Below are 19,191 nucleotides of genomic sequence, written 5' to 3' on the forward strand. Positions count from 1 at the left end.
GAAATTCTATAGTAATTCTATTTTTTCGGCTCCACTCTTAATCTTTCCTATAAGCATACTGCCTTTAACTAAATCAAGAATTTCGGAAGCATACTTGTCATCGGTTATAATACACATACCTACCCCCATATTAAAAGTTCCGAACATTTCTTTTTCATCAATGTTACCTCTTTTTTGTAATTCTTTCATAATAGATGGGATATTTATTTTTGAGGTATAGACTTCAGCACAAAGACCTTCCGGTATAATTCTAGGTACATTTTCAATTAATCCTCCGCCAGTTATATGTGCTATTCCATACAAAGGATATTTTTCACGAATTGAGAAAATATCATTTTGATACAAGCTGGTAGGTACTAATAAAGTTTCATAAAGAGGTTTCCCCTCAAATTCTTCATTAAAATCAGTAAATATTTTTCGCACCAGAGAAAATCCATTGGAATGAAAACCACTCGAAGGTAATCCTATAATTATTTGATTTTCTTTAATTTCAGAACCGTCAATTATTTCATCTTTCTCTACCACACCAACACAAAAACCAGCAACATCATAGTCGCCCACTTGATACATTCCGGGCATTTCAGCAGTTTCTCCCCCTATTAAAGCTGTACCTGTTTCTTTGCAGGCATTGGCTATTCCGGAAACTATTTCTGCTGCAACATCAGAGTCTAATTTTCCGCAGGCAAGATAATCAAGAAAGAACAACGGTTTAGCTCCATGACATAAAATATCATTAGCACACATAGCAAAACAGTCTATCCCTACAGTATCGTAAACTTTTGAATCCAGTGCAATTCGTAATTTAGTTCCTACACCATCGGTACCGGATACTAAAACGGGATTTTTATAACCGGAAAGTTGGTAAAAAGCCCCAAAACTTCCTATTCCGTTTAAAACATTAGAATTGTGAGTTTCAGAAACAGCTTTTTTTATTTTGGAAACTGTCTGGTATCCCTCTTCTTTATCTACACCCGAATCTTTATATGTTGCCATAGTTTAATTTTGTTTAGTTGCACAAAAATATTAATATTTACTTGTTTTTAATGAATCTAAGATTAAAAAAGATTAAAAAATCTTTTTGTTTTAAAAAGTAAAGCCCGAATTGATTTAATCCGGGCTTTACTTAAATATATTATAATTTATATCTAATCTAAAAAATCATCTAATGCTTTTGCCATTGATGGACTTTCTTTGGTTGGAGCAAAAAACTCAACTTTAAGCCCTGCCTCTTCAGCAGTTTGTTTTGTAGAAACACCAAAAGTTCCGATTATTGTTTCGTTTTGCTTAAAATCGGGATAATTATCAAATAAAGATTTAATTCCTGAAGGACTGAAAAAAACTAATGCATCATAATCATCGATATTAGAAATCTTTGAAGCTAAATCACTACTTACTGTGCTGAATAATATGGCTCTGGTCCAATTTATACCGGCTTTATTTAAAGCGTCCGGAATATCTTGATTCAAAATATCAGAAGTAGGAAGTAAATATTTTTCATCCGGATTTTTTTTGAAAAGCGGAATCATATCTTCAGCTTCTTTTTCACCGAAATATATTTTTCTTTTCCTGTAAACAATATACCGTTGAAGGTATAAAGCAATAGTTTCAGACTGACAGACATATTTCATCGAGTCTGGTACAGCAAAACGCATTTCTTCTGCTAATCTGAAAAAATGATCTATAGCATTTCTACTGGTAAATATAACAGCAGTAAATTGAGAAAAATCAATTTTCTGCATTCTGACATCTTTAGCATCAGCCCCCTGAACATGTATAAAAGGCATAAAATCAATTTTGATTTTATGTTTTTTTTCCAAATCAAAGTAAGGGGAGCTTTCACCAGCGGGTTTAACTTGAGAGATTAATACGGATTTTATCTTCATAATTAATTAAGGTTTATCTCCTAAAAACACTAATTTTAAAATACATAGTGCAGGTAATATTTCGAAAGTGCAAAGGTACAAAAATTCGTAATATCCTGGTAGATTTATTTGTTTTTTAATGAAGAACATAAGCCAAATCCATTCTGCTATTAGAGATACGGATATTATCCCAATAGCTATATAGGGTATATACACCTTTGGTATGGATGTATAATATACGATAAAGCAAAGAAAAATTGCTATCAACAGCTTAATAAATAAAAAAATGTATCTGTTTTTGTAATTTTCCTGATACTCTTTGTTCTTTCCCAAAATAAGAAAAAAACCGTTACCTAGTGTGTAAGAAACTACTTGATATATGAATATGATAATAAATAAAATTAATAGTTTTAAAACTTCAGAATTATAAAAAGGAATTACAAGATTGAAAAAAGGAAATAATGCAAGAGTAAGCAATACAATATGTATGAGGCTACACAATGTAACATACAGCGTGAAATTTTCATTTTCAATAACCAGAGATTTAAATTTAAATATAGACTCATCTTTAGGAATAAGAACAAACCTTGCTGCTACAAGCAGTAATAAGCTTCCTAAAAAAATGAAATTTATAAGATTATCTCCTAAGGGTACTCGTAAGGAAAATGCGTCCAATATGTAAATATATATAAATTAACTAATTACTCTTCGTCTAAATATCTTTTGGTAATAGGTGCATAAGAATCAATACGCCTATCCCTCAAAAAAGGCCAGTGCACTCTGTAATTGTCAGATTTTTTAGTATCAATTTCAATAACTTTTACTTCTTCATGATCATGGGAAGCCTGATATAGTATGCTGCCAAACGGATTAGAAACAAAAGAACCTCCCCAGAATTTCATTGCACCTTCCTGCTCAAAGCCTACACGGTTTACACTAACAGTATGCACTCCGTTAGCAATTGCATGCCCTCTTTGTATAGTTTGCCATGCATTATATTGTTCTACATTTGTAGTCTCGTCCTGATTAGTGGCCCAACCTATAGCTGTAGGATAAAATAAAACATCCGCACCCATTAAAGCCGTGATTCTGGAAGCTTCCGGATACCATTGATCCCAACAAATAAGCACACCTATTTTTGCAAATTTAGTTTTAAATACTTTATAGCCTAAATCACCTGGTGTAAAATAAAATTTTTCATAAAAAGCAGGATCATCAGGAATGTGCATTTTTCTATATTTACCTAAATATGCACCATCAGCATCAATAACTGCCGTTGTATTATGATACAAGCCTTCCGCTCTTTTTTCGAACAAAGAAGCTACAATCACAACATTACATTCTAATGCCACTTTAGATAATTGATCAGTGGTGGGACCTGGAATTGGTTCTGCAAGCTTAAAATTATCATAATCTTCAACATCGCAAAAATACAAAGATGTGAATAATTCTTGTAAACAAACAATTTGAGCCCCGTCTGACGCAGCTTTTTTTATTCCGTTTATAGCTTTTTCAATGTTAGTTTCTACATTGTTAGAACAGCTGGATTGTACAAGTCCTATTTTTACTTTAGCCATTTAGGTAAATATATAAATTATAATATGCAAAAATAAGGCATATTTTTCAATTCCGTATTTATATATGATAACTTTAACGCAAACGTGAATTAAAATCGGAAGTAAATTGTTTTACCTGCGACCAGTCCGTATATTCAATTTTAGTTTTAGAATCGGTAGGACCTTTGGTAATTCTCATTATTAGCTGAATCAAGATCCGATCCAGAAGTCCATAACTAGGATAATCCAACATTCCGGCAAATAAAGCTATTTGATCAGGTTTCCACAAAATACGTCTTAAAAATTTTTGAATATATGGATTAGTGCTTACTGTTCTTTTCTCAGTTTTTCTGGATACTAAACTTACAGAGAAAAAAGCATTGCACTTCATTGATATTATAGGATAATTCAAGTTGATAAAATCAATAATTTTCTTTCGATGTACACCATATCTGATACTTGCACCAATTATAATACCATCATAGCAGCCTATTTCAGGAATTTCAGTTTCAATAGAAAATACATCAGCAGAAACGGTTAAATTTTGAGCTATAAAATTCGATATTTTGCGACTTTGTCCATCAGTAGAAGAGTATACAATAAGTACTTTTTTTTCGTTTGCACCCATTATTTAATAGATTTACAAATGCAAAATTAGTCAGATCTCTATAAATTATTAATATAGATTAAGCTGGTATTTGTCAGCTTTAATTAAATTGTTAAAAAATGTAAAAAAAAATAAACAAATATATTTTATAAGTATTTTTGTTATAAATTTTAAATGTTAGAGTATGATGATTGGAATGACTAAAGACAGACACGAAATACTTAATACTATTTCTCATGCATTAGGAATACTTTTGGGAATTGTAGGTTTGATTTTTTTATTAATTAAAAACAGAAATATTACTTCCTACAGCACGTTCAGTATCTGGATGTACGGTATATCTGTAATAGTACTGTATTCATCTTCTACTATATATCATTATTTTGCCAACGAAAATCTGAAGAAAAAAGCCCGTATGTTTGATCATATGAGTATATACCTCTTAATTGCAGGTACCTATACACCTGTATGTTTAATAACCTTATCTCATGCTTCCGGATGGACTTTGTTTTTTATCGTTTGGACAATAGCTGCTTTGGGGGTGGTTATGAAAATATTTTTGACAGGTAAAGTAGATTGGCTATCATTAATTCTTTATTTAGCCATGGGATGGATGGTCATTTTTGATTTAAAAAATGTGATATCTGAAATGTCTTTTCATGGATTACTTTTTTTGGCTATTGGAGGAGCCCTATATACTTTAGGTACAATTTTTTATGCCATTGAAAAAATCCCTTATTCTCATTTTATCTGGCACCTTTTTGTTTTGGGAGGTAGTTTATCACATTACATAATGATATATTCAATCGTCTGATTATTTAAGATAATTTATTAAAATGAAAATTATAGGTCTTACAGGAGGGATGGGAGCCGGTAAATCAACCGTTGCGAAAATTTTTAATTCATTAGGATATCCGGTATATGGAGCAGATATCAGAGCTAAACAATTGATGCAGGAAGATCTCTCACTCAAGAAGAATATTATTGATTTATTAGGTCCGGATGCATATCAAAACAATAATTTAAATACAAAGTATATTGCAAAAAGGATATTTTCAGACAAAGAAATATTAGCTAAGCAAAATTCATATGTTCACGCAGCAGTTAAAAAAGATTTTAAAAATTGGTTTACCAGTCAAAAAAATAATATTTTCTGCATTAGAGAAGCAGCAATATTATTTGAAAGCGGTTCTTACAAAGATTGTGATTTTACAATAGTTGTAACAGCCTCTGAAGAAGTACGGATAAAGAGAATATTATCCAGAGATTTAACTACGGTGGAAGAAGTAAAAAAAAGGCTTGATAACCAATGGTCTCAAAAAAAACTTGTTGAATTATCTGATTACCAGATTGAAAATAATTTAGATTTAAATTATCTTACCCAACAAGTCCTTCAGCTTATAGAGAAAATAAAAATAAGATTGGGGAATTAATTAATTTAACTTATTCTTTTCATTTTAGCCATGTAAAAACCATCAAACCTGCTGTTGGATGGCATAACAATTTTCTCATCCACTAATTCAAACTGCGTATTATTTTCTAAAAATGATCGCACCTGCTGAGCATTTTCAGAGGGCAATATAGAGCAGGTAGCATAAATCAATAAACCCTCTTTTTTAACTAATCTGGAATTATTCAGCAATATTTCTTTTTGCTCTTCTATAATTCTGTCAAGGAAGTCTTCCTGTAATTTCCATTTAGCATCTGGATTTCTTCTTAAAACTCCCATACCACTGCAGGGCGCATCAATTAAAACCCTGTCAGCCGTTTGCTCAAGTCTTTTAAAAGTTTTAGAATCCTCAATAGCTTTTGTTTGAATGTTATGAGCTCCGTTTCTTCTGGCTCTCTGTTTTAATGTTTGCAGTTTCCATTCATGAATATCCAGGGCAATAATAAGTCCTTTATTTTGCATTAAAGCAGCTAAATGAAGTGATTTTCCTCCTGCTCCTGCACAGGCATCAATTACTCTCATTCCCGGTTTAACGTCAGTAAACTCGCTCACAAGCTGAGAAGAAGCATCCTGTACTTCGAATAAGCCATCTTTAAATGCCTGACTCTTGAAGACATTTCTCTTATATTCAAGAATTAAGGCATCTTTATATCCCGTAATAAAATCAGTAGATATTTTTTCTTCAGCCAGTAAATTTTTTAGTTCTTCAGCACTTGTTTTTAACGTATTAGCTCTCAAAATTGTTTGTGCCGGAACATTCAAAGCTCTCATTTCTTTATACCAGTTTTCACCCAATTCTTTTTGCATTCTTGCCATCATCCAGTCTGGAATGGAATAATCAATAGCTTTAGATGGAAAAGGAAGCTTAAAACGATCTTTGATTTTTTTAATATATACCTTTTCAAACTCAGGAAAATCAGGCAATTCCACTTTATTTAGCAAAAGATGCGTAGCTATAATTATATAAATATTATCCGGAGTCATTTCTCTGTTTGCATAAAACTCAAGTCTTCTTTTCCAGCGGATAATCTCATAGAAAGTTTCAGAAACAAATCCTCGATCTTTACTACCCCATTTCTTATTAAACTTCAGAGTACGTTCAAGAACTTTGTCGGCATATTTATTAGGTTCAAAAAAACTTTCTTTTAAAGCTTTTTCAATTCCTTGGATAAGATTTCTATGTATTATTTTCATTATTTGAGCTAAATGTGTTTGCAAATATAAGTGTAAAACTCGAAAATAAGGATTACATTAAAATATCTTTTAAATATGGTAGAGTTTTTGTAAATTTATAAGTATCATTATAACTTCGTAAACGCATGAAAGTTTATTTTATTCCAGGTTTAGGAGCCAGTTCTAATTGTTTTAAATTTATAACTCTTCCGGAAGGATTTGAAAAAGTTTATATTGAATGGTTTACACCGGAAGGGAATGAAACGCTCGAAGAATATACCCGGAAACTGGCAGAAAGTATAGATACATCGGAACCATTTATATTAGTAGGATATTCATTTGGAGGAGTAATTGTACAGGAAATGAATAAATTTTTGAATCCTCAAAAAACAATTCTTATTGCGAGTATGAAAAATGACCAGCAAATTCCCAATCTTTTCAAGATTATAAAAGCCCTGCGTTTTGCCTATTGGTTTCCCATGAGGTTTTTTTCTTCTCAGGGACTTTTATCTTATGCTTTTGCCCGTTCAGTATATTATAAGTCTAAAAACCAAAAAATAAAAGAAACACTTAAAATAGAAGAATATTTATCTCAAACCAACCCTAAATATCTGAAGTGGTCTATAAATGCAATATCCAGCTGGAAATCCACTATTCAATGCAAAAATATTTTTCAGATACACGGAACCAAAGATCCTATTTTTCCGTATAAAAAAATTAGAAAAAGTTATGAGAAAAATAGGCAACATTTATTTACAATTCCAGAGGCCAATCACATATTGGTATTAGAAAAACCTAAAAAGGTTAATGAAGCATTTAAAAATATCTTATTGAACAATTAAAGATTATATTCGACAAATATTATTATTTTTGCCTTTGCAAACTATAAAAATATATAATATTTAAAGTTTTTTTTAGTTTATTTAAAATAAAGTTGATTGCAAATACTTTTAGTCCCGTTTGATTTTTGATAAATTCTGACTCTAAAGTAATAACAACAATTTTGAAATAAAAAGTTAAGATAATTATTATGTTTTGTTTTTTCGCTAAGTTTGCAGTTAATAGTCAAACCGTAAGTTAAAAAATTACGAATGAAATTCATAAAAATATACATACCCGTACTTCTGCTATTATGCTTACAAACCTATGGGCAGCAAAGTATACCTTTTGACCAGCAATATCTTTTATCGGATAAAGTATTGATCAATCCCTCTTATACAGGGGCTACTGATGATTTAGTTATGAAAGCCACTTACCATCAGCAGTGGAATAATTTTAATGAAAGTCCGAATACACAAACGGTGAGTGTGCATATGAATGCATTTGACCGTGTTGGTTTAGGAGCTTATTTTTTTAGAGATGAAAACGGTCCGATAACTTTGGCCGGAGCAAACATTTCGGCAGCATATCATATACCTTTAGGCGATGAAGAGGACAGAACAAAAAGTCAGTTTTCATTTGGTACATCAGTAAGCTTATTTTCACAATCTTTTGATTATGCAAAATTACGACCTGAAAATGCTAACGATCCACTCCTATATGGAGATAAATCTGTATTTCTTCCCTATCTTAATTTAGGAATGTCTTTCGCTTATTCTGGTTTTTTTGCAGGAGTGTCCGTACTTGATATTCCTTTAGGAAAAAATAAACCGGTGGTAAATTCAATAGAACCTTCTCCAAGTTGGTACTACTTTAATGTAGGATACGATTGGACAGTTGCAGATGAGTTATACATTGAACCTTCATTTTTAATGTCTTTAAATACTAATTCCGAAAGAATTATGGATTTTAATGTCAAGGCAAAATACAAAAATGAATTCAACGCTTTTGCAGTGGGTGTAAGTTACCGTACTGCTAAAGACAAGCAATTTAACGGAGGACTTTCTTTCACTCCGTTTTTGCAGGCTGAATTTGGTAAACTTAACTTTACGTTCGGATATAATTTTGGAATTACAGATATTTACAAAGAAGGAGGGGATGGATTAATTGTTGGTTTAGGTTACAACATAGATAACTTCATTAACCCTAATGGATTTAGATATAGATAGTTCTTATGGCAAAAGAAGAGTATGTAGTACTGGTAAATGAAAAGGATGAAGTTATCGGAGAAATGGAAAAGCAGGAAGCTCATGTTCAAGGAGTCCTTCATAGAGCATTTTCAATCTTCATTTTTAATTCGCAGAAAAAACTTTTATTACAGCAGCGTGCTGCCATAAAATATCATTCACCCTTACAATGGACCAATACATGTTGCAGTCATCCGCGAAAAGAGGAATCCTATATACAGGCAGCCCACAGACGTTTACAGGAAGAACTGGGTTTCGATACGGAACTAACTGAAAAATTTTATTTTATATATGAAGCAGAAGTTGGAAGCGGATTAATAGAACATGAATTTGATCGTGTTTTTATAGGTTATTATGAAGGTCCTGTTTTAATAAATCCATTAGAAGTTGAAGAAGTTAAATGGATAGATCTTGATCAATTAAAACAAGAAATGAATCAGGAACCGGATAAATTTACCGAATGGTTCAAAATAATTTTTGATAAATATGAAGAATATATTCAAACGATTGCTGTTAGTTAATTATTAAACTTCATGGTATCTCAATTTGAATTTTTTTTGAAAGCCAGAGAAAGAGGTTTTCACTTAATTACAACGGAAATTCTCCAAAATATATCTCCTTTGCCAGAAAAAGGAATTCTTACACTTTTCATACAACATACATCTGCGGCTTTATCCATAAATGAAAATACAGATCCAGAGGTAAGAATAGACATGGAAAATATTTTTAACCGTTTGATTAAAGAAAATGAACCTTACTATATACATACTTATGAAGGAGACGATGATATGCCTGCCCATGCTAAAAGTGTAATTATAGGGTCAAGTGTAACAGTACCAATTACCAAACATAAATTAAATTTAGGAACCTGGCAGGGACTCTATTTATGTGAATTCAGAAATCGGGGAGGAGTACGAAAAATAGTAGCAACTATTTTATATTAAAAATCTCTTTAAATTTAATCAAATTAGTAAACTTCTCTATTTTATCTTATTATTTAGTTTAATTCTATATTCAATATAGATAAATTAAAACATTGCTATTATAATATTTTCAATTTTAATATAAATTTACGTTTGTCATATTTTAACTTTTTAGTGAACTGTCATATTCTTCCTAAATAATATCTATTTTTTCCTGCTAATATTTGATATTAATATAAATTTTATAATTCAAAGTTGTTTTATTTGGTTAAAAATATCATATTCGGATAAAAAAATCTATATTTCTGAAAATCAATAAGTATTATTTATAATGATTCTAAATTTCAAAAGATTTAAAGATATTAAGATGTTTATGTCTTTTTATGTTTTTTAATATATATATTTGGGCAATGAAATTATCCAAGACCCTATAGAATGTTCTCAAAAACCAGTGAATATGCAATAAAAATTATGATTTATCTCAGTGCTTATAGTGATAAAAATAATTTGCGGCAGGTAAAAGAGATTAGTGATTCTTTAGAATCACCGGAGGCCTTCACAGCTAAAATTTTACAACAATTGGCGAAGGTAGGTTTACTATATTCTATGAAAGGGAAAAATGGTGGATTTACAGTGGGAAGAGAAGTTAATAAAATTAAAATATACGATATCGTGATTGCAATAGATGGGGAAAAATCAGTATCGGCTTGTATTTTAGGTTTGAATGAATGTTCAACCGAAAACCCATGTCCTTTGCATCATAAATATTACAAAATCAAAGCCCTTATAAAAGAGAATATATTGGAAGCTAATCTTGATGATTTAAAAAATAAGTTAAAATATTTAAAATTACGTTAGTGGCATGAAGGTTGCAAATTCTCATGAAATTATAACTGGAAAACTAGGGGGAATGAAAAAAGTATATTTTATCAAATAGAAAATTAAAACTATTATCAAAATAACATTTTTATGAGTACTAGTCTTTTTCAGTCACACAAGATATTATTTCTTAATACACTGGCCTTTACAATATGTTTTGCCTGCTGGACTCTTAACGGGGTTTTAGTTACTTATTTGGTAGACAAAGGAATTTTTGATTTTACAGTTGTACAAACAGGATGGTTATTAGGTATACCCGTATTAACGGGTTCATTGCTTAGACTTCCGGTAGGAATTATGACCGATAAGTTTGGTGGCAAATATGTATTTGCCGGACTTTTATTTTTCTGCGCAATACCTTTATTTTTACTAACTATGGCTCAATCTTTCTGGATGTTTGCTTTACTGAGCTTTTTATTTGGAATTGTGGGTACAAGTTTTGCAATTGGTATAGGATATACATCTGTATGGTATCCTAAAGACTGGCAGGGAAGAGCATTAGGTATATTTGGAATGGGAAATGCAGGTGCTGCATTAACTACATTTTTTGCACCCAGTTTACTAAATTATTTTTCACAGCACGATCCTCAGAACGGATGGAAAATGTTGCCGGTGACTTATGCTGTAGTATTAGTAATTATTGGTTTATTATTTATAATTTTTGCTAAAAATAAAAAACCAGCCAGTAGTTCTAAAACAATTACTCAGTTGCTTCAACCACTAAAAAAAGGAAGAGTATGGAGATTTGGTTTATACTACCTTTTAGTTTTTGGTTTTTTTGTAGCCTATTCACAATGGCTGGTTCCTAATTTTATGAATGTATATGGCACAACATTAGTAATGGCAGGAATGTTTGCTTCATTTTTCAGTTTACCTTCAGGGGTAATAAGAGCTTTCGGAGGTTATTTGTCAGATAAATACGGAGCAAGAAAAGTGATGTACTGGGTACTGGGTACATCAGTAGTATTTAGCTTTTTGCTTATGTTTCCAAAAATGGATATTTATACGGATGGGCAGGGAGTTTTAGCAGCAAAAGACGGAATTGTCACTAAAGTAACAGAAAATAGTATTACTATTGATACAAAAGAATATCAGATAAATAATAAGAAAGAGACAAAAGAAGAGAAAAGTTTGCTACCGGAGAAAAAATCATGGCAGGAAATAGTGGTGAAAGAAAATCAGCCGGTTAAAAAGAAAGAACTGTTAGCTAAGGGAATTACAGAAATTAAATTTGGAGCTGATATGTGGGTATATTTGGTTCTTGTAATTCTGATAGGTATTTCATGGGGGATAGGAAAAGCAGCTGTTTATAAGCATATTCCTGAATATTTCCCTAATGAAGTAGGAGTAGTGGGAGGAATGGTTGGATTGATAGGAGGACTCGGAGGATTTGTCGGACCTATTATTTTTGGCTATCTATTAAATTATACTGGACTTTGGACGAGTTCATGGATATTTATTTTTGTCATTTCATTAATATGCCTAATATGTATGCATAGAGTTATAGTGAAAATGATGAGAGATAAAATGCCGGAAATATCCAAAGACATTGAAAAAAAATAATACTGAATATATAATTAAAAACTAATAACAAATATGGCTACATGGCTTAAAGAATGGAAACCTGAAGATAATAATTTTTGGGAATCAACCGGGAAAAAAATTGCCTGGAGAACACTAACAATAACCACTATTTCATTAACCCTATCTTTTATTGTTTGGTATTTAATGAGTGGAATAGTAACTAAACTTCCGGGAATAGGCTTTAATTTTACTGAAAAAGAGCTTTTCTGGCTGGCATCTTTGCCAGGTTTAGCAGCAGGTACCTTACGTATTGTACACACGTTTTTAATTCCTATTTATGGTACCCGCCATACAGTTACCATTTCAACTCTTATTAAATTAATTCCTGTTGTAGGTATAGCCTTGGCAGTTATGAATCCACAAACTCCATTTTGGGTGTTTGCTGTATTAGCATTTACGATGGGATTTGGAGGAGGAGATTTCTCTTCATTTATGCCATCAACCAACCTGTTTTTTCCAGCAAGACTTAAAGGTACCGCTTTAGGTATTCAGGCAGGGATTGGAAACTTTGGGGTTAGTGTGGTGCAGTTTCTGACGCCTGCTCTTTTAGGAGTAGCAATTGTTGGAGCTCCACAAATTTTAAAAACTACGGATTCTGTTACTCATGAAATTGTAACCAAAGAGGTTTATCTGCAGAGTCCAGCATTAATATATGTACCAATACTTATTATAATGACTGTTGTATGTTGGTTCGGATTAAAAAGTATTCCACTAAAATCTTCTTTCAAAGAACAATTGGAAATATTCAAAATAAAACATACTTGGTTTTGTACTATAACCTATTTTATGACTTTCGGTACATTTTCAGGACTTGCAGCAGCATTCCCTTTAATGATTAAATCACTGTACGGAGATTTTCCTGGAGCACCGGATCCACTTAAGTATGCATTCTATGGTCCATTAATTGGATCTGCCAGTCGTGTAGCTTTCGGTTTTGTTGCAGATAAAGTTGGAGGAGCAGTGTTAACTACCATTACAGGAATAGGTTTTGTCGTTTGTATAGGAGTTATGATAGCTATGGGATCAGTTGCTCCAACATCTATGGAACAATTTCCATTATTTTTGGCAATGATGTTAACCATATTCTTTTTCTCCGGAATAGGAAATGCAGGTACCTTCCGCCAATATCCTATAATATTTAAAGATAATCCCGTACATGCCGCAGGAGTTATCGGCTGGACTGCAGCCATAGCGGCTTACGGACCTTTCATATTTTCATTAATTATTGGTGCTGTTCTTCATGCAACCAAAGAAGCAGGTATGAAAAATGCAAACAGCTTTTTCTGGGGTGTTTTAGTATTTTCAATACTGGCTACATTTATAAATTGGTATTACTACCAAAGAAAAGGAGCTGAAAGACCTAGCTAAAATAAAAAAGTACAAATTATGTTTAAATTATTTCAAACCTTAAACAGGCCGGCTTTAATAAAAGCAATCATTGTATCTGCTCTTACCATTATTTTGGTATTTGTAGGTTCCAGAGATTTGCAGAATTTTGATGCCGCTTTAATCGCTTACCTGTTCGGGGCTGTATTTGCTGTTTTTGGAGTGACTTACAGATACTCTATCTGGTTACAAAGACCTCCAACCAAGATGTATTGGAAACGCTCATGGCAGTTTTTCTTTAGTAAACATTTTGTTGCATATACCGTACGATCAGTAAGATTACTATTTCAGAACATTCTATTCCAGAAATTTATATATCCTAGAGGAAGAACTCGCTGGATTGGGCATTTTCTTTTAGCTACCGGATGTATGATTGCATTTTGTATTACCTTTCCTCTTACGTTCGGGTGGATACATTTTACATTAGAATCAGGGTCTTTGACAACTTACGAAGCCCATATGTTCGGTTTCAAAATGCTGGATTTTGAATTAGGTTCACTGATAGCCTTTGTAACCTTTCATGCTTTGGTATGGTGCTCTGTACTGGTAATCATTGGAGCCATTATGATGATGAAACGAAGAATGACCAATGGAGGGCTGATTGCTACTCAAACGTTCGAAGGAGACTGGTTGCCGTTATTATTACTGATAGCTATATCAGTAACAGGGATAGGAATATCCTTTGATTATACATATCTTGAAGGGAAAACCAATCAATTCATGTCAGTAGCTCACGCAGTTACCGTTATATTATTTCTTGTATGGATGCCTTTCGGGAAATTTTTCCACATTTTCCAGAGACCAGCACAATTAGGAGCAAATATTTATAAAACTGAGGGGATAAAGAACGGTATGGCAGAGTGTCCTCATACACATGAAAAATTTGCAACTCAAATGCATATAGACGATCTGAAAACAATTACCGAAGAATTAGGATTTGATTTTACACTCGAAGACGGAACCAATCATTTGGACTTTAGTCCGGAAGGAAAAAGATCAGCTTTAGCAAAAGCGCATCTGAGAGCAAGAGAAGAATCCGGAAGTTTTTTTGGATAATACTAGAAGAATAACATTTAAATAAATTAATAGATTATAAAAAAATTGTATGGCTAAATTACCCGTAAACGATGAGTTAATCATTGAGAAATTTGGGCCTCATAAACAATATACACCTAAAGATGGTTTCAAGGGAGTATCAGAGCCGGACAAATTAGTGAAAACACACTGTTGCTATTGTGGTATGCAATGTGGAATTCAGTTAAAAGTAAAAGATAACAAAGTAGTAGGATTTGAACCTTGGAAAGAATTTCCTTTTAACGAAGGAAGACTTTGTCCTAAAGGGGTTCAGAGATACCTTCAAAATAATCATCCGGACAGGTTGCTGTCTCCAATGAAAAGAGTGGAAGGAGTAGGGTTTGAACCTATTGAATGGGAAGAGGCAATGAATAAGACTGTCTCTGAAATTCAACGTATTCAGAGCACTTATGGAAATGATTCATTTGCCATGTTGTCCGGAGTATCCCTTACCAATGAAAAAAGCTACATGATCGGTAAATTTGCCAGAGTAGCATTAAAAACCAAAAACCTGGACTATAACGGGAGACTTTGTATGGTAAGTGCAGGTGGAGGAAATAAAAAAGCATTCGGCTTAGACAGAGCGTCCAATAACTGGACCGATCTTAAACACGCAGAGGTTATAATTGTTACAGGAGCAAATGTAAGTGAAACATTTCCTACACTAACCTACCCTATTTGGGAAGCTAGAGATAATGGAGCCAAGCTTATAGTGATAGATCCAAGGATTATTCCTTTAGCTAGAACAGCTGATTTACATTTAGCTTTACGTCCGGGTACGGACTCTGCTTTATACGGAGCAATGCTAAAAGTTTTATTTGATAATGACTGGATTGACAGAGAATTTATTGAAGAACATACGTCAGGATTTGAAGATACATTAGCTTCTGTTCAGGATCATACTTTGGAATGGGCAGAAAATATTACTGGAGTTCCAGCGGAAAAAATTTATAAAGCTGCTGAAATGTGGGGAAAAGCAAAAACCAGCTTTTTACTTCATGCACGAGGAATCGAGCACCATACAAAAGGAGTAGATAATGTGGTTGGATGTATTAACCTTGTACTGGCTACCGGAAGAATAGGTAAACCATACTGCGGATATGCAACCATTACCGGTCAGGGGAACGGACAAGGCGGTAGAGAGCATGGTCATAAATGTGATCAGCTACCGGGAAACAGAGATATTGAAAATCCGGAACATCGTAAATACATATCCAGCGTATGGGGAATAGATGAAAAAGATTTGCCAGGTAAAGGATTTAGTGCCTGGGAAATAATAGAAGCCATACACAGAGGAGAAATCAGAGGATTACTTTCTATTTGCTTTAATCCCTTAGTATCACTTCCTAATAACAATTATGTTCGGGCAGCACTTGAAAAATTAGAATTTTATGTAACGATAGATTTCTTTTTAAGCGAAACCGGGCGACATGCTGATATTGTTTTACCAGGATCATTACACGAAGAAGAAGACGGTACAGTAACTACGGCAGAAGGAAGAGTAGTAAGAATTAATCAGGCAATAACATCACCAGGGAAAGCCAGAAAAGACAGTGATATTATAAAAGAATTAGCCAGACGTTTGGGAGCCGGAGATAAATTTAGCTTTGAAAACAATGAAGCAATATTTAATGAGTTAAGAGTTGCATCCAAAGGAGGAACTGCAGATTATTATGGCATTACATACGAAAAGATTGAAAAAAACATGGGAGTATTCTGGCCATGTCCGTCATTAGATCATCCTGGAACACCAAGATTATGGGAAGATAGGAAATTTAAGACTCCTGACGGAAAGGCTCATTTCAATCCTGCGCCTTATAAATTATCTACAGAGATGACTGACGAGGAATATCCGATTATACTAACAACAGGAAGGGTCGTTTCTCAATATTTAAGTGGATGTCAAACAAGACGAATAGGAAAATTAGTAGATCAGTATCCGGAACCGTTAATGGAAATTCATCCGAAGCTGGCTCGTCAATATAATATTACCGATGGAAATTTGATAAAAGTATCAACAAGAAGAGGGGAGCTGACTTTACCAGCAAATGTAGTTGAAACGATTAGGGAAGACACAATTTTTATTCCATATCACTGGGGAGGAAAACATTCCGCCAACATGCTCACTATAGGAGCTTTGGATCCGGTATCCAAAATACCCGAATTTAAAGTATGTGCATGTAAAATAGAAGATACAGGAATAAAAGCTCAGGATTCTCAGTTATCAGATGCTTTTCAAAGTTTTGACAATTAATAAAATCAGATTATGACTACCACAGATTATAATAAAAATATGGGTTTCTATGTAGACATGCAGCGTTGCATAGGATGTCATTCCTGTGAAATGGCTTGTGCAGAATGTGAAACCAATGGTCAGGAAAGTATGATTCATATTCACTATGTAGACAGAAAGCATACCATTCAGACCACCGTACAGGTTTGTATGCATTGTGATGATCCGGTATGTGCTAATGTATGTCCGGCAGATGCAATTACCAAAGATACCTTCGGAGTTGTACAATCAGCCAATACGGCTCGTTGTATAGGCTGTTCCAACTGTGTAATGGCTTGTCCGTTCGGTGTTCCTAATAAAAAAGAAGAAGCCGAATTAATGATGAAATGTAACATGTGCTATGACCGAACCAGTGCAGGATTAAAGCCTATGTGTGCAACCGTTTGTCCGAGTGGAGCATTATTTTATGGCACCCTGGAAGAAATAGAAGAAAAACGACCGCATAGTACTCCGGTTAATAAATTCATATTCGGAGATCAGGAAGTAAAAACAAAAGTTAATATTATGATGCCTAAAGGCAGCAAAGAATTAAAAGTTCACTAACCTAAAATCAAGAATAATGTCGAAAGATAATAAGACACCCGTATGGAAATCCGACTTTCCTGTTAAACAAGATGAATCTGTCCATGTATCCCGGAGAGAATTTGCTAAATTTTTATGTTTATTATCAGGAAGTTTGGCTTTAGGAAATGGAGCAATTGCTGCTAAATCCTTATTTTTTCCCAAAGATAAAGTTAACGAAGAATATTTTGTTTGTAATTCCTCGGAAGTTCCAATTGGGAAAATGAAAGCTTTTGTTATAAATGATAATCATAAAATACCTTATATATTAATTCATTTAGGAGAAGATAAATGGCGATGTTTTGAACAAAAATGTACACATTTATCCTGTGCGGTACTTTACCGTCACGATTTGAAAAAAATTGAATGTCCGTGTCACAAAGGATTTTTTGATCCTGAAACCGGAGAAGTATTACAAGGTCCGCCACCAAGACCATTGCCACAATTATCCGTTGTGATCAGAGATGGTAAAGTTTTTGTGACAGAAAAAGAAATAGCATAACAATATGAGCGATTTTAGAGAAGCCCAAAATACGGCACATCCTAATAAAACCAATATTTTGATGTCTGCCATCATAGTAACCCTTATACTGATACTTACCCTTCAGATTTGGATGATGTACGGAGCATTAAACAATGCACTGGATGACAACCATGGGTTTGCCATAGCCACATTTATAGGTTCTTTATTCTTATTTATTGCCGGTTTGTTTTTATTAAAATATTTACCTGAGCCAAGAAGAAAAAGAGAACAAAACCCGAACAACAAATATGAGTAAACTGGTTGATTCGTTTAATAGAAAACATGACTATCTGAGAATTTCTCTTACAGACAGTTGTAATTTCCGGTGTTTATATTGTATGCCCGATGAAAACATGCAATGTCTTCCACACAAGGAATTGATGCAGCCAGATGAAATTTATGAGATAGCAAAAACGTTTACAAACTTTAATACAAATAAAATCCGTCTTACCGGAGGGGAACCTCTGGTAAGACATGATTTTTCGGAAATAGTCGAAAAATTATCCCAGCTTCCCGCCGAAATAACTCTGACTACCAATGGGGTATTATTACATAAATACCTTAAGCTTTTTAAAGATAAAGGCATCAAGTCAGTAAACATAAGCATAGACAGTCTCGATCCTCAAGTCTTTCAATCTTTGACAAAGCGGAATGTATTATCGCGGGTTTGGGAAAATATTTTGTTATACGTAGAGGAAGGTTTTCACGTTAAGCTCAATGTAGTCGTTATGAAAGGAATTAACGATAAAGAAATCGTTAACTTTGTAGAGCTGACAAAAAAATTACCTTTACACGTTCGGTTCATAGAATTTATGCCTTTTAGCGGTAATCAGTGGGAAAAAGACAGAGTGGTCACCATGCCTCAGATGTTGCAGGTTGTTGCTGAGCAAGAATCTATTGCCAAGTTGAAAGATGAGGTAAACGATACAGCCAAAAAATATATGATTCAGAACGCCGTTGGAACTTTTGCTTTCATTACAACCATGAGTCAGCCTTTTTGTGGAGGATGTAACCGAATGAGGCTAACAGCAGATGGTAAAATGAAAAATTGTTTATTTGGAAAAGATGAATTTGATATACTGGGAACTCTGCGTAAAAAAAACGATATACTTCCTGTAATACAACAATGCTTATTCAATAAGCATAAAAAGATGGGAGGACAGTTTGAAGATTTTAAAAAAGTAAATCCTGAAGATTTAACTAACCGTAGTATGATTAAAATAGGAGGTTAAATACCATAATACCGTTGTGACA

General features: G+C 33.3%; 21 protein-coding genes. 15 read left to right on the forward strand and 6 right to left on the reverse strand.

The genetic code is table 11. From position 1 onward, the window contains the following. Positions 1 to 6: 6 nt before the first annotated feature. From purM to hemG, 5 genes are all read right to left on the reverse strand, one after another. A complete protein-coding gene (gene purM, locus EOV51_RS09580; RefSeq protein ID WP_128152209.1) occupies positions 7 to 993 on the reverse strand; it encodes a phosphoribosylformylglycinamidine cyclo-ligase in 987 nt (328 codons plus the stop codon). Between the two features lie 152 nt (positions 994 to 1,145). Further along, positions 1,146 to 1,883, reverse strand: a complete 738-nt coding sequence (locus EOV51_RS09585; RefSeq protein ID WP_128152211.1) for a uroporphyrinogen-III synthase — start codon at positions 1,881 to 1,883, stop codon at positions 1,146 to 1,148. A 6-nt stretch (positions 1,884 to 1,889) separates the two neighbouring features. After that, positions 1,890 to 2,537: a DUF4271 domain-containing protein gene (locus tag EOV51_RS09590; protein ID WP_164875280.1), complete on the reverse strand. Its 648-nt coding sequence runs from the start codon at positions 2,535 to 2,537 to the stop codon at positions 1,890 to 1,892. Between the two features lie 26 nt (positions 2,538 to 2,563). Further along, entirely contained in the window at positions 2,564 to 3,439 is an 876-nt protein-coding gene (locus EOV51_RS09595; RefSeq protein WP_128152215.1) for a carbon-nitrogen hydrolase, read from the reverse strand. Between the two features lie 73 nt (positions 3,440 to 3,512). Further along, on the reverse strand, positions 3,513 to 4,046 hold the full coding sequence (gene hemG, locus EOV51_RS09600; RefSeq protein ID WP_128152217.1) for a menaquinone-dependent protoporphyrinogen IX dehydrogenase: 534 nt from the start codon (positions 4,044 to 4,046) through the stop codon (positions 3,513 to 3,515). Between the two features lie 163 nt (positions 4,047 to 4,209). Here hemG and trhA point away from each other — a divergent pair, with 163 nt between their 5' ends. After that, entirely contained in the window at positions 4,210 to 4,839 is a 630-nt protein-coding gene (trhA, locus tag EOV51_RS09605; protein WP_228427616.1) for a PAQR family membrane homeostasis protein TrhA, read from the forward strand. Positions 4,840 to 4,861: 22 nt separating this feature from the next. Continuing rightward, positions 4,862 to 5,458: a dephospho-CoA kinase gene (gene coaE / locus EOV51_RS09610; RefSeq protein ID WP_128152219.1), complete on the forward strand. Its 597-nt coding sequence runs from the start codon at positions 4,862 to 4,864 to the stop codon at positions 5,456 to 5,458. Positions 5,459 to 5,463: 5 nt separating this feature from the next. Here coaE and EOV51_RS09615 read toward each other — a convergent pair whose 3' ends face one another. Beyond that, positions 5,464 to 6,669: an RsmB/NOP family class I SAM-dependent RNA methyltransferase gene (locus tag EOV51_RS09615; RefSeq protein WP_128152221.1), complete on the reverse strand. Its 1,206-nt coding sequence runs from the start codon at positions 6,667 to 6,669 to the stop codon at positions 5,464 to 5,466. 125 nt (positions 6,670 to 6,794) lie between these two features. Here EOV51_RS09615 and EOV51_RS09620 point away from each other — a divergent pair, with 125 nt between their 5' ends. From EOV51_RS09620 to moaA, 13 genes are all read left to right on the forward strand, one after another. Further along, positions 6,795 to 7,490 (forward strand): alpha/beta fold hydrolase, encoded by a 696-nt coding sequence (locus EOV51_RS09620; protein WP_128152223.1) that lies wholly within the window; start codon positions 6,795 to 6,797, stop codon positions 7,488 to 7,490. Between the two features lie 249 nt (positions 7,491 to 7,739). Next, entirely contained in the window at positions 7,740 to 8,696 is a 957-nt protein-coding gene (locus tag EOV51_RS09625; RefSeq protein WP_128152226.1) for a PorP/SprF family type IX secretion system membrane protein, read from the forward strand. A 5-nt stretch (positions 8,697 to 8,701) separates the two neighbouring features. Beyond that, a complete protein-coding gene (idi, locus tag EOV51_RS09630) occupies positions 8,702 to 9,235 on the forward strand; it encodes an isopentenyl-diphosphate Delta-isomerase (protein WP_128152228.1) in 534 nt (177 codons plus the stop codon). Positions 9,236 to 9,247: 12 nt separating this feature from the next. Continuing rightward, on the forward strand, positions 9,248 to 9,658 hold the full coding sequence (locus EOV51_RS09635; RefSeq protein WP_128152230.1) for a secondary thiamine-phosphate synthase enzyme YjbQ: 411 nt from the start codon (positions 9,248 to 9,250) through the stop codon (positions 9,656 to 9,658). 414 nt (positions 9,659 to 10,072) lie between these two features. Next, a complete protein-coding gene (locus tag EOV51_RS09640; protein ID WP_128152232.1) occupies positions 10,073 to 10,495 on the forward strand; it encodes an RrF2 family transcriptional regulator in 423 nt (140 codons plus the stop codon). Positions 10,496 to 10,606: 111 nt separating this feature from the next. Continuing rightward, positions 10,607 to 12,079: an MFS transporter gene (locus EOV51_RS09645; RefSeq protein ID WP_128152235.1), complete on the forward strand. Its 1,473-nt coding sequence runs from the start codon at positions 10,607 to 10,609 to the stop codon at positions 12,077 to 12,079. A 33-nt stretch (positions 12,080 to 12,112) separates the two neighbouring features. Further along, the gene (locus tag EOV51_RS09650) at positions 12,113 to 13,468 is read left to right on the forward strand and encodes an MFS transporter (protein WP_128152237.1); all 1,356 of its coding nucleotides are present in this window, start codon (positions 12,113 to 12,115) and stop codon (positions 13,466 to 13,468) included. A gap of 18 nt (positions 13,469 to 13,486) precedes the next feature. Beyond that, positions 13,487 to 14,542 carry an MFS transporter gene (locus EOV51_RS09655; protein ID WP_128152239.1) on the forward strand — a complete coding sequence of 352 codons (1,056 nt, stop codon included), beginning with the start codon at positions 13,487 to 13,489 and terminating at the stop codon, positions 14,540 to 14,542. A 49-nt stretch (positions 14,543 to 14,591) separates the two neighbouring features. Then, positions 14,592 to 16,814 (forward strand): molybdopterin oxidoreductase family protein, encoded by a 2,223-nt coding sequence (locus tag EOV51_RS09660; protein ID WP_128152241.1) that lies wholly within the window; start codon positions 14,592 to 14,594, stop codon positions 16,812 to 16,814. A gap of 12 nt (positions 16,815 to 16,826) precedes the next feature. Then, entirely contained in the window at positions 16,827 to 17,396 is a 570-nt protein-coding gene (locus tag EOV51_RS09665) for a 4Fe-4S dicluster domain-containing protein (RefSeq protein WP_128152243.1), read from the forward strand. Between the two features lie 16 nt (positions 17,397 to 17,412). Then, positions 17,413 to 17,916: a QcrA and Rieske domain-containing protein gene (locus EOV51_RS09670; RefSeq protein WP_128152245.1), complete on the forward strand. Its 504-nt coding sequence runs from the start codon at positions 17,413 to 17,415 to the stop codon at positions 17,914 to 17,916. 4 nt (positions 17,917 to 17,920) lie between these two features. Beyond that, entirely contained in the window at positions 17,921 to 18,193 is a 273-nt protein-coding gene (locus EOV51_RS09675) for a DUF6755 family protein (RefSeq protein ID WP_128152247.1), read from the forward strand. Further along, the gene (gene moaA / locus EOV51_RS09680; protein ID WP_128152249.1) at positions 18,186 to 19,169 is read left to right on the forward strand and encodes a GTP 3',8-cyclase MoaA; all 984 of its coding nucleotides are present in this window, start codon (positions 18,186 to 18,188) and stop codon (positions 19,167 to 19,169) included. Before EOV51_RS09675 ends, moaA begins: the two co-directional genes overlap by 8 nt. Positions 19,170 to 19,191 lie beyond the last annotated feature (22 nt).

Source organism: Apibacter raozihei, from assembly GCF_004014855.1.
GTDB classification, from domain to species: domain Bacteria; phylum Bacteroidota; class Bacteroidia; order Flavobacteriales; family Weeksellaceae; genus Apibacter; species Apibacter raozihei.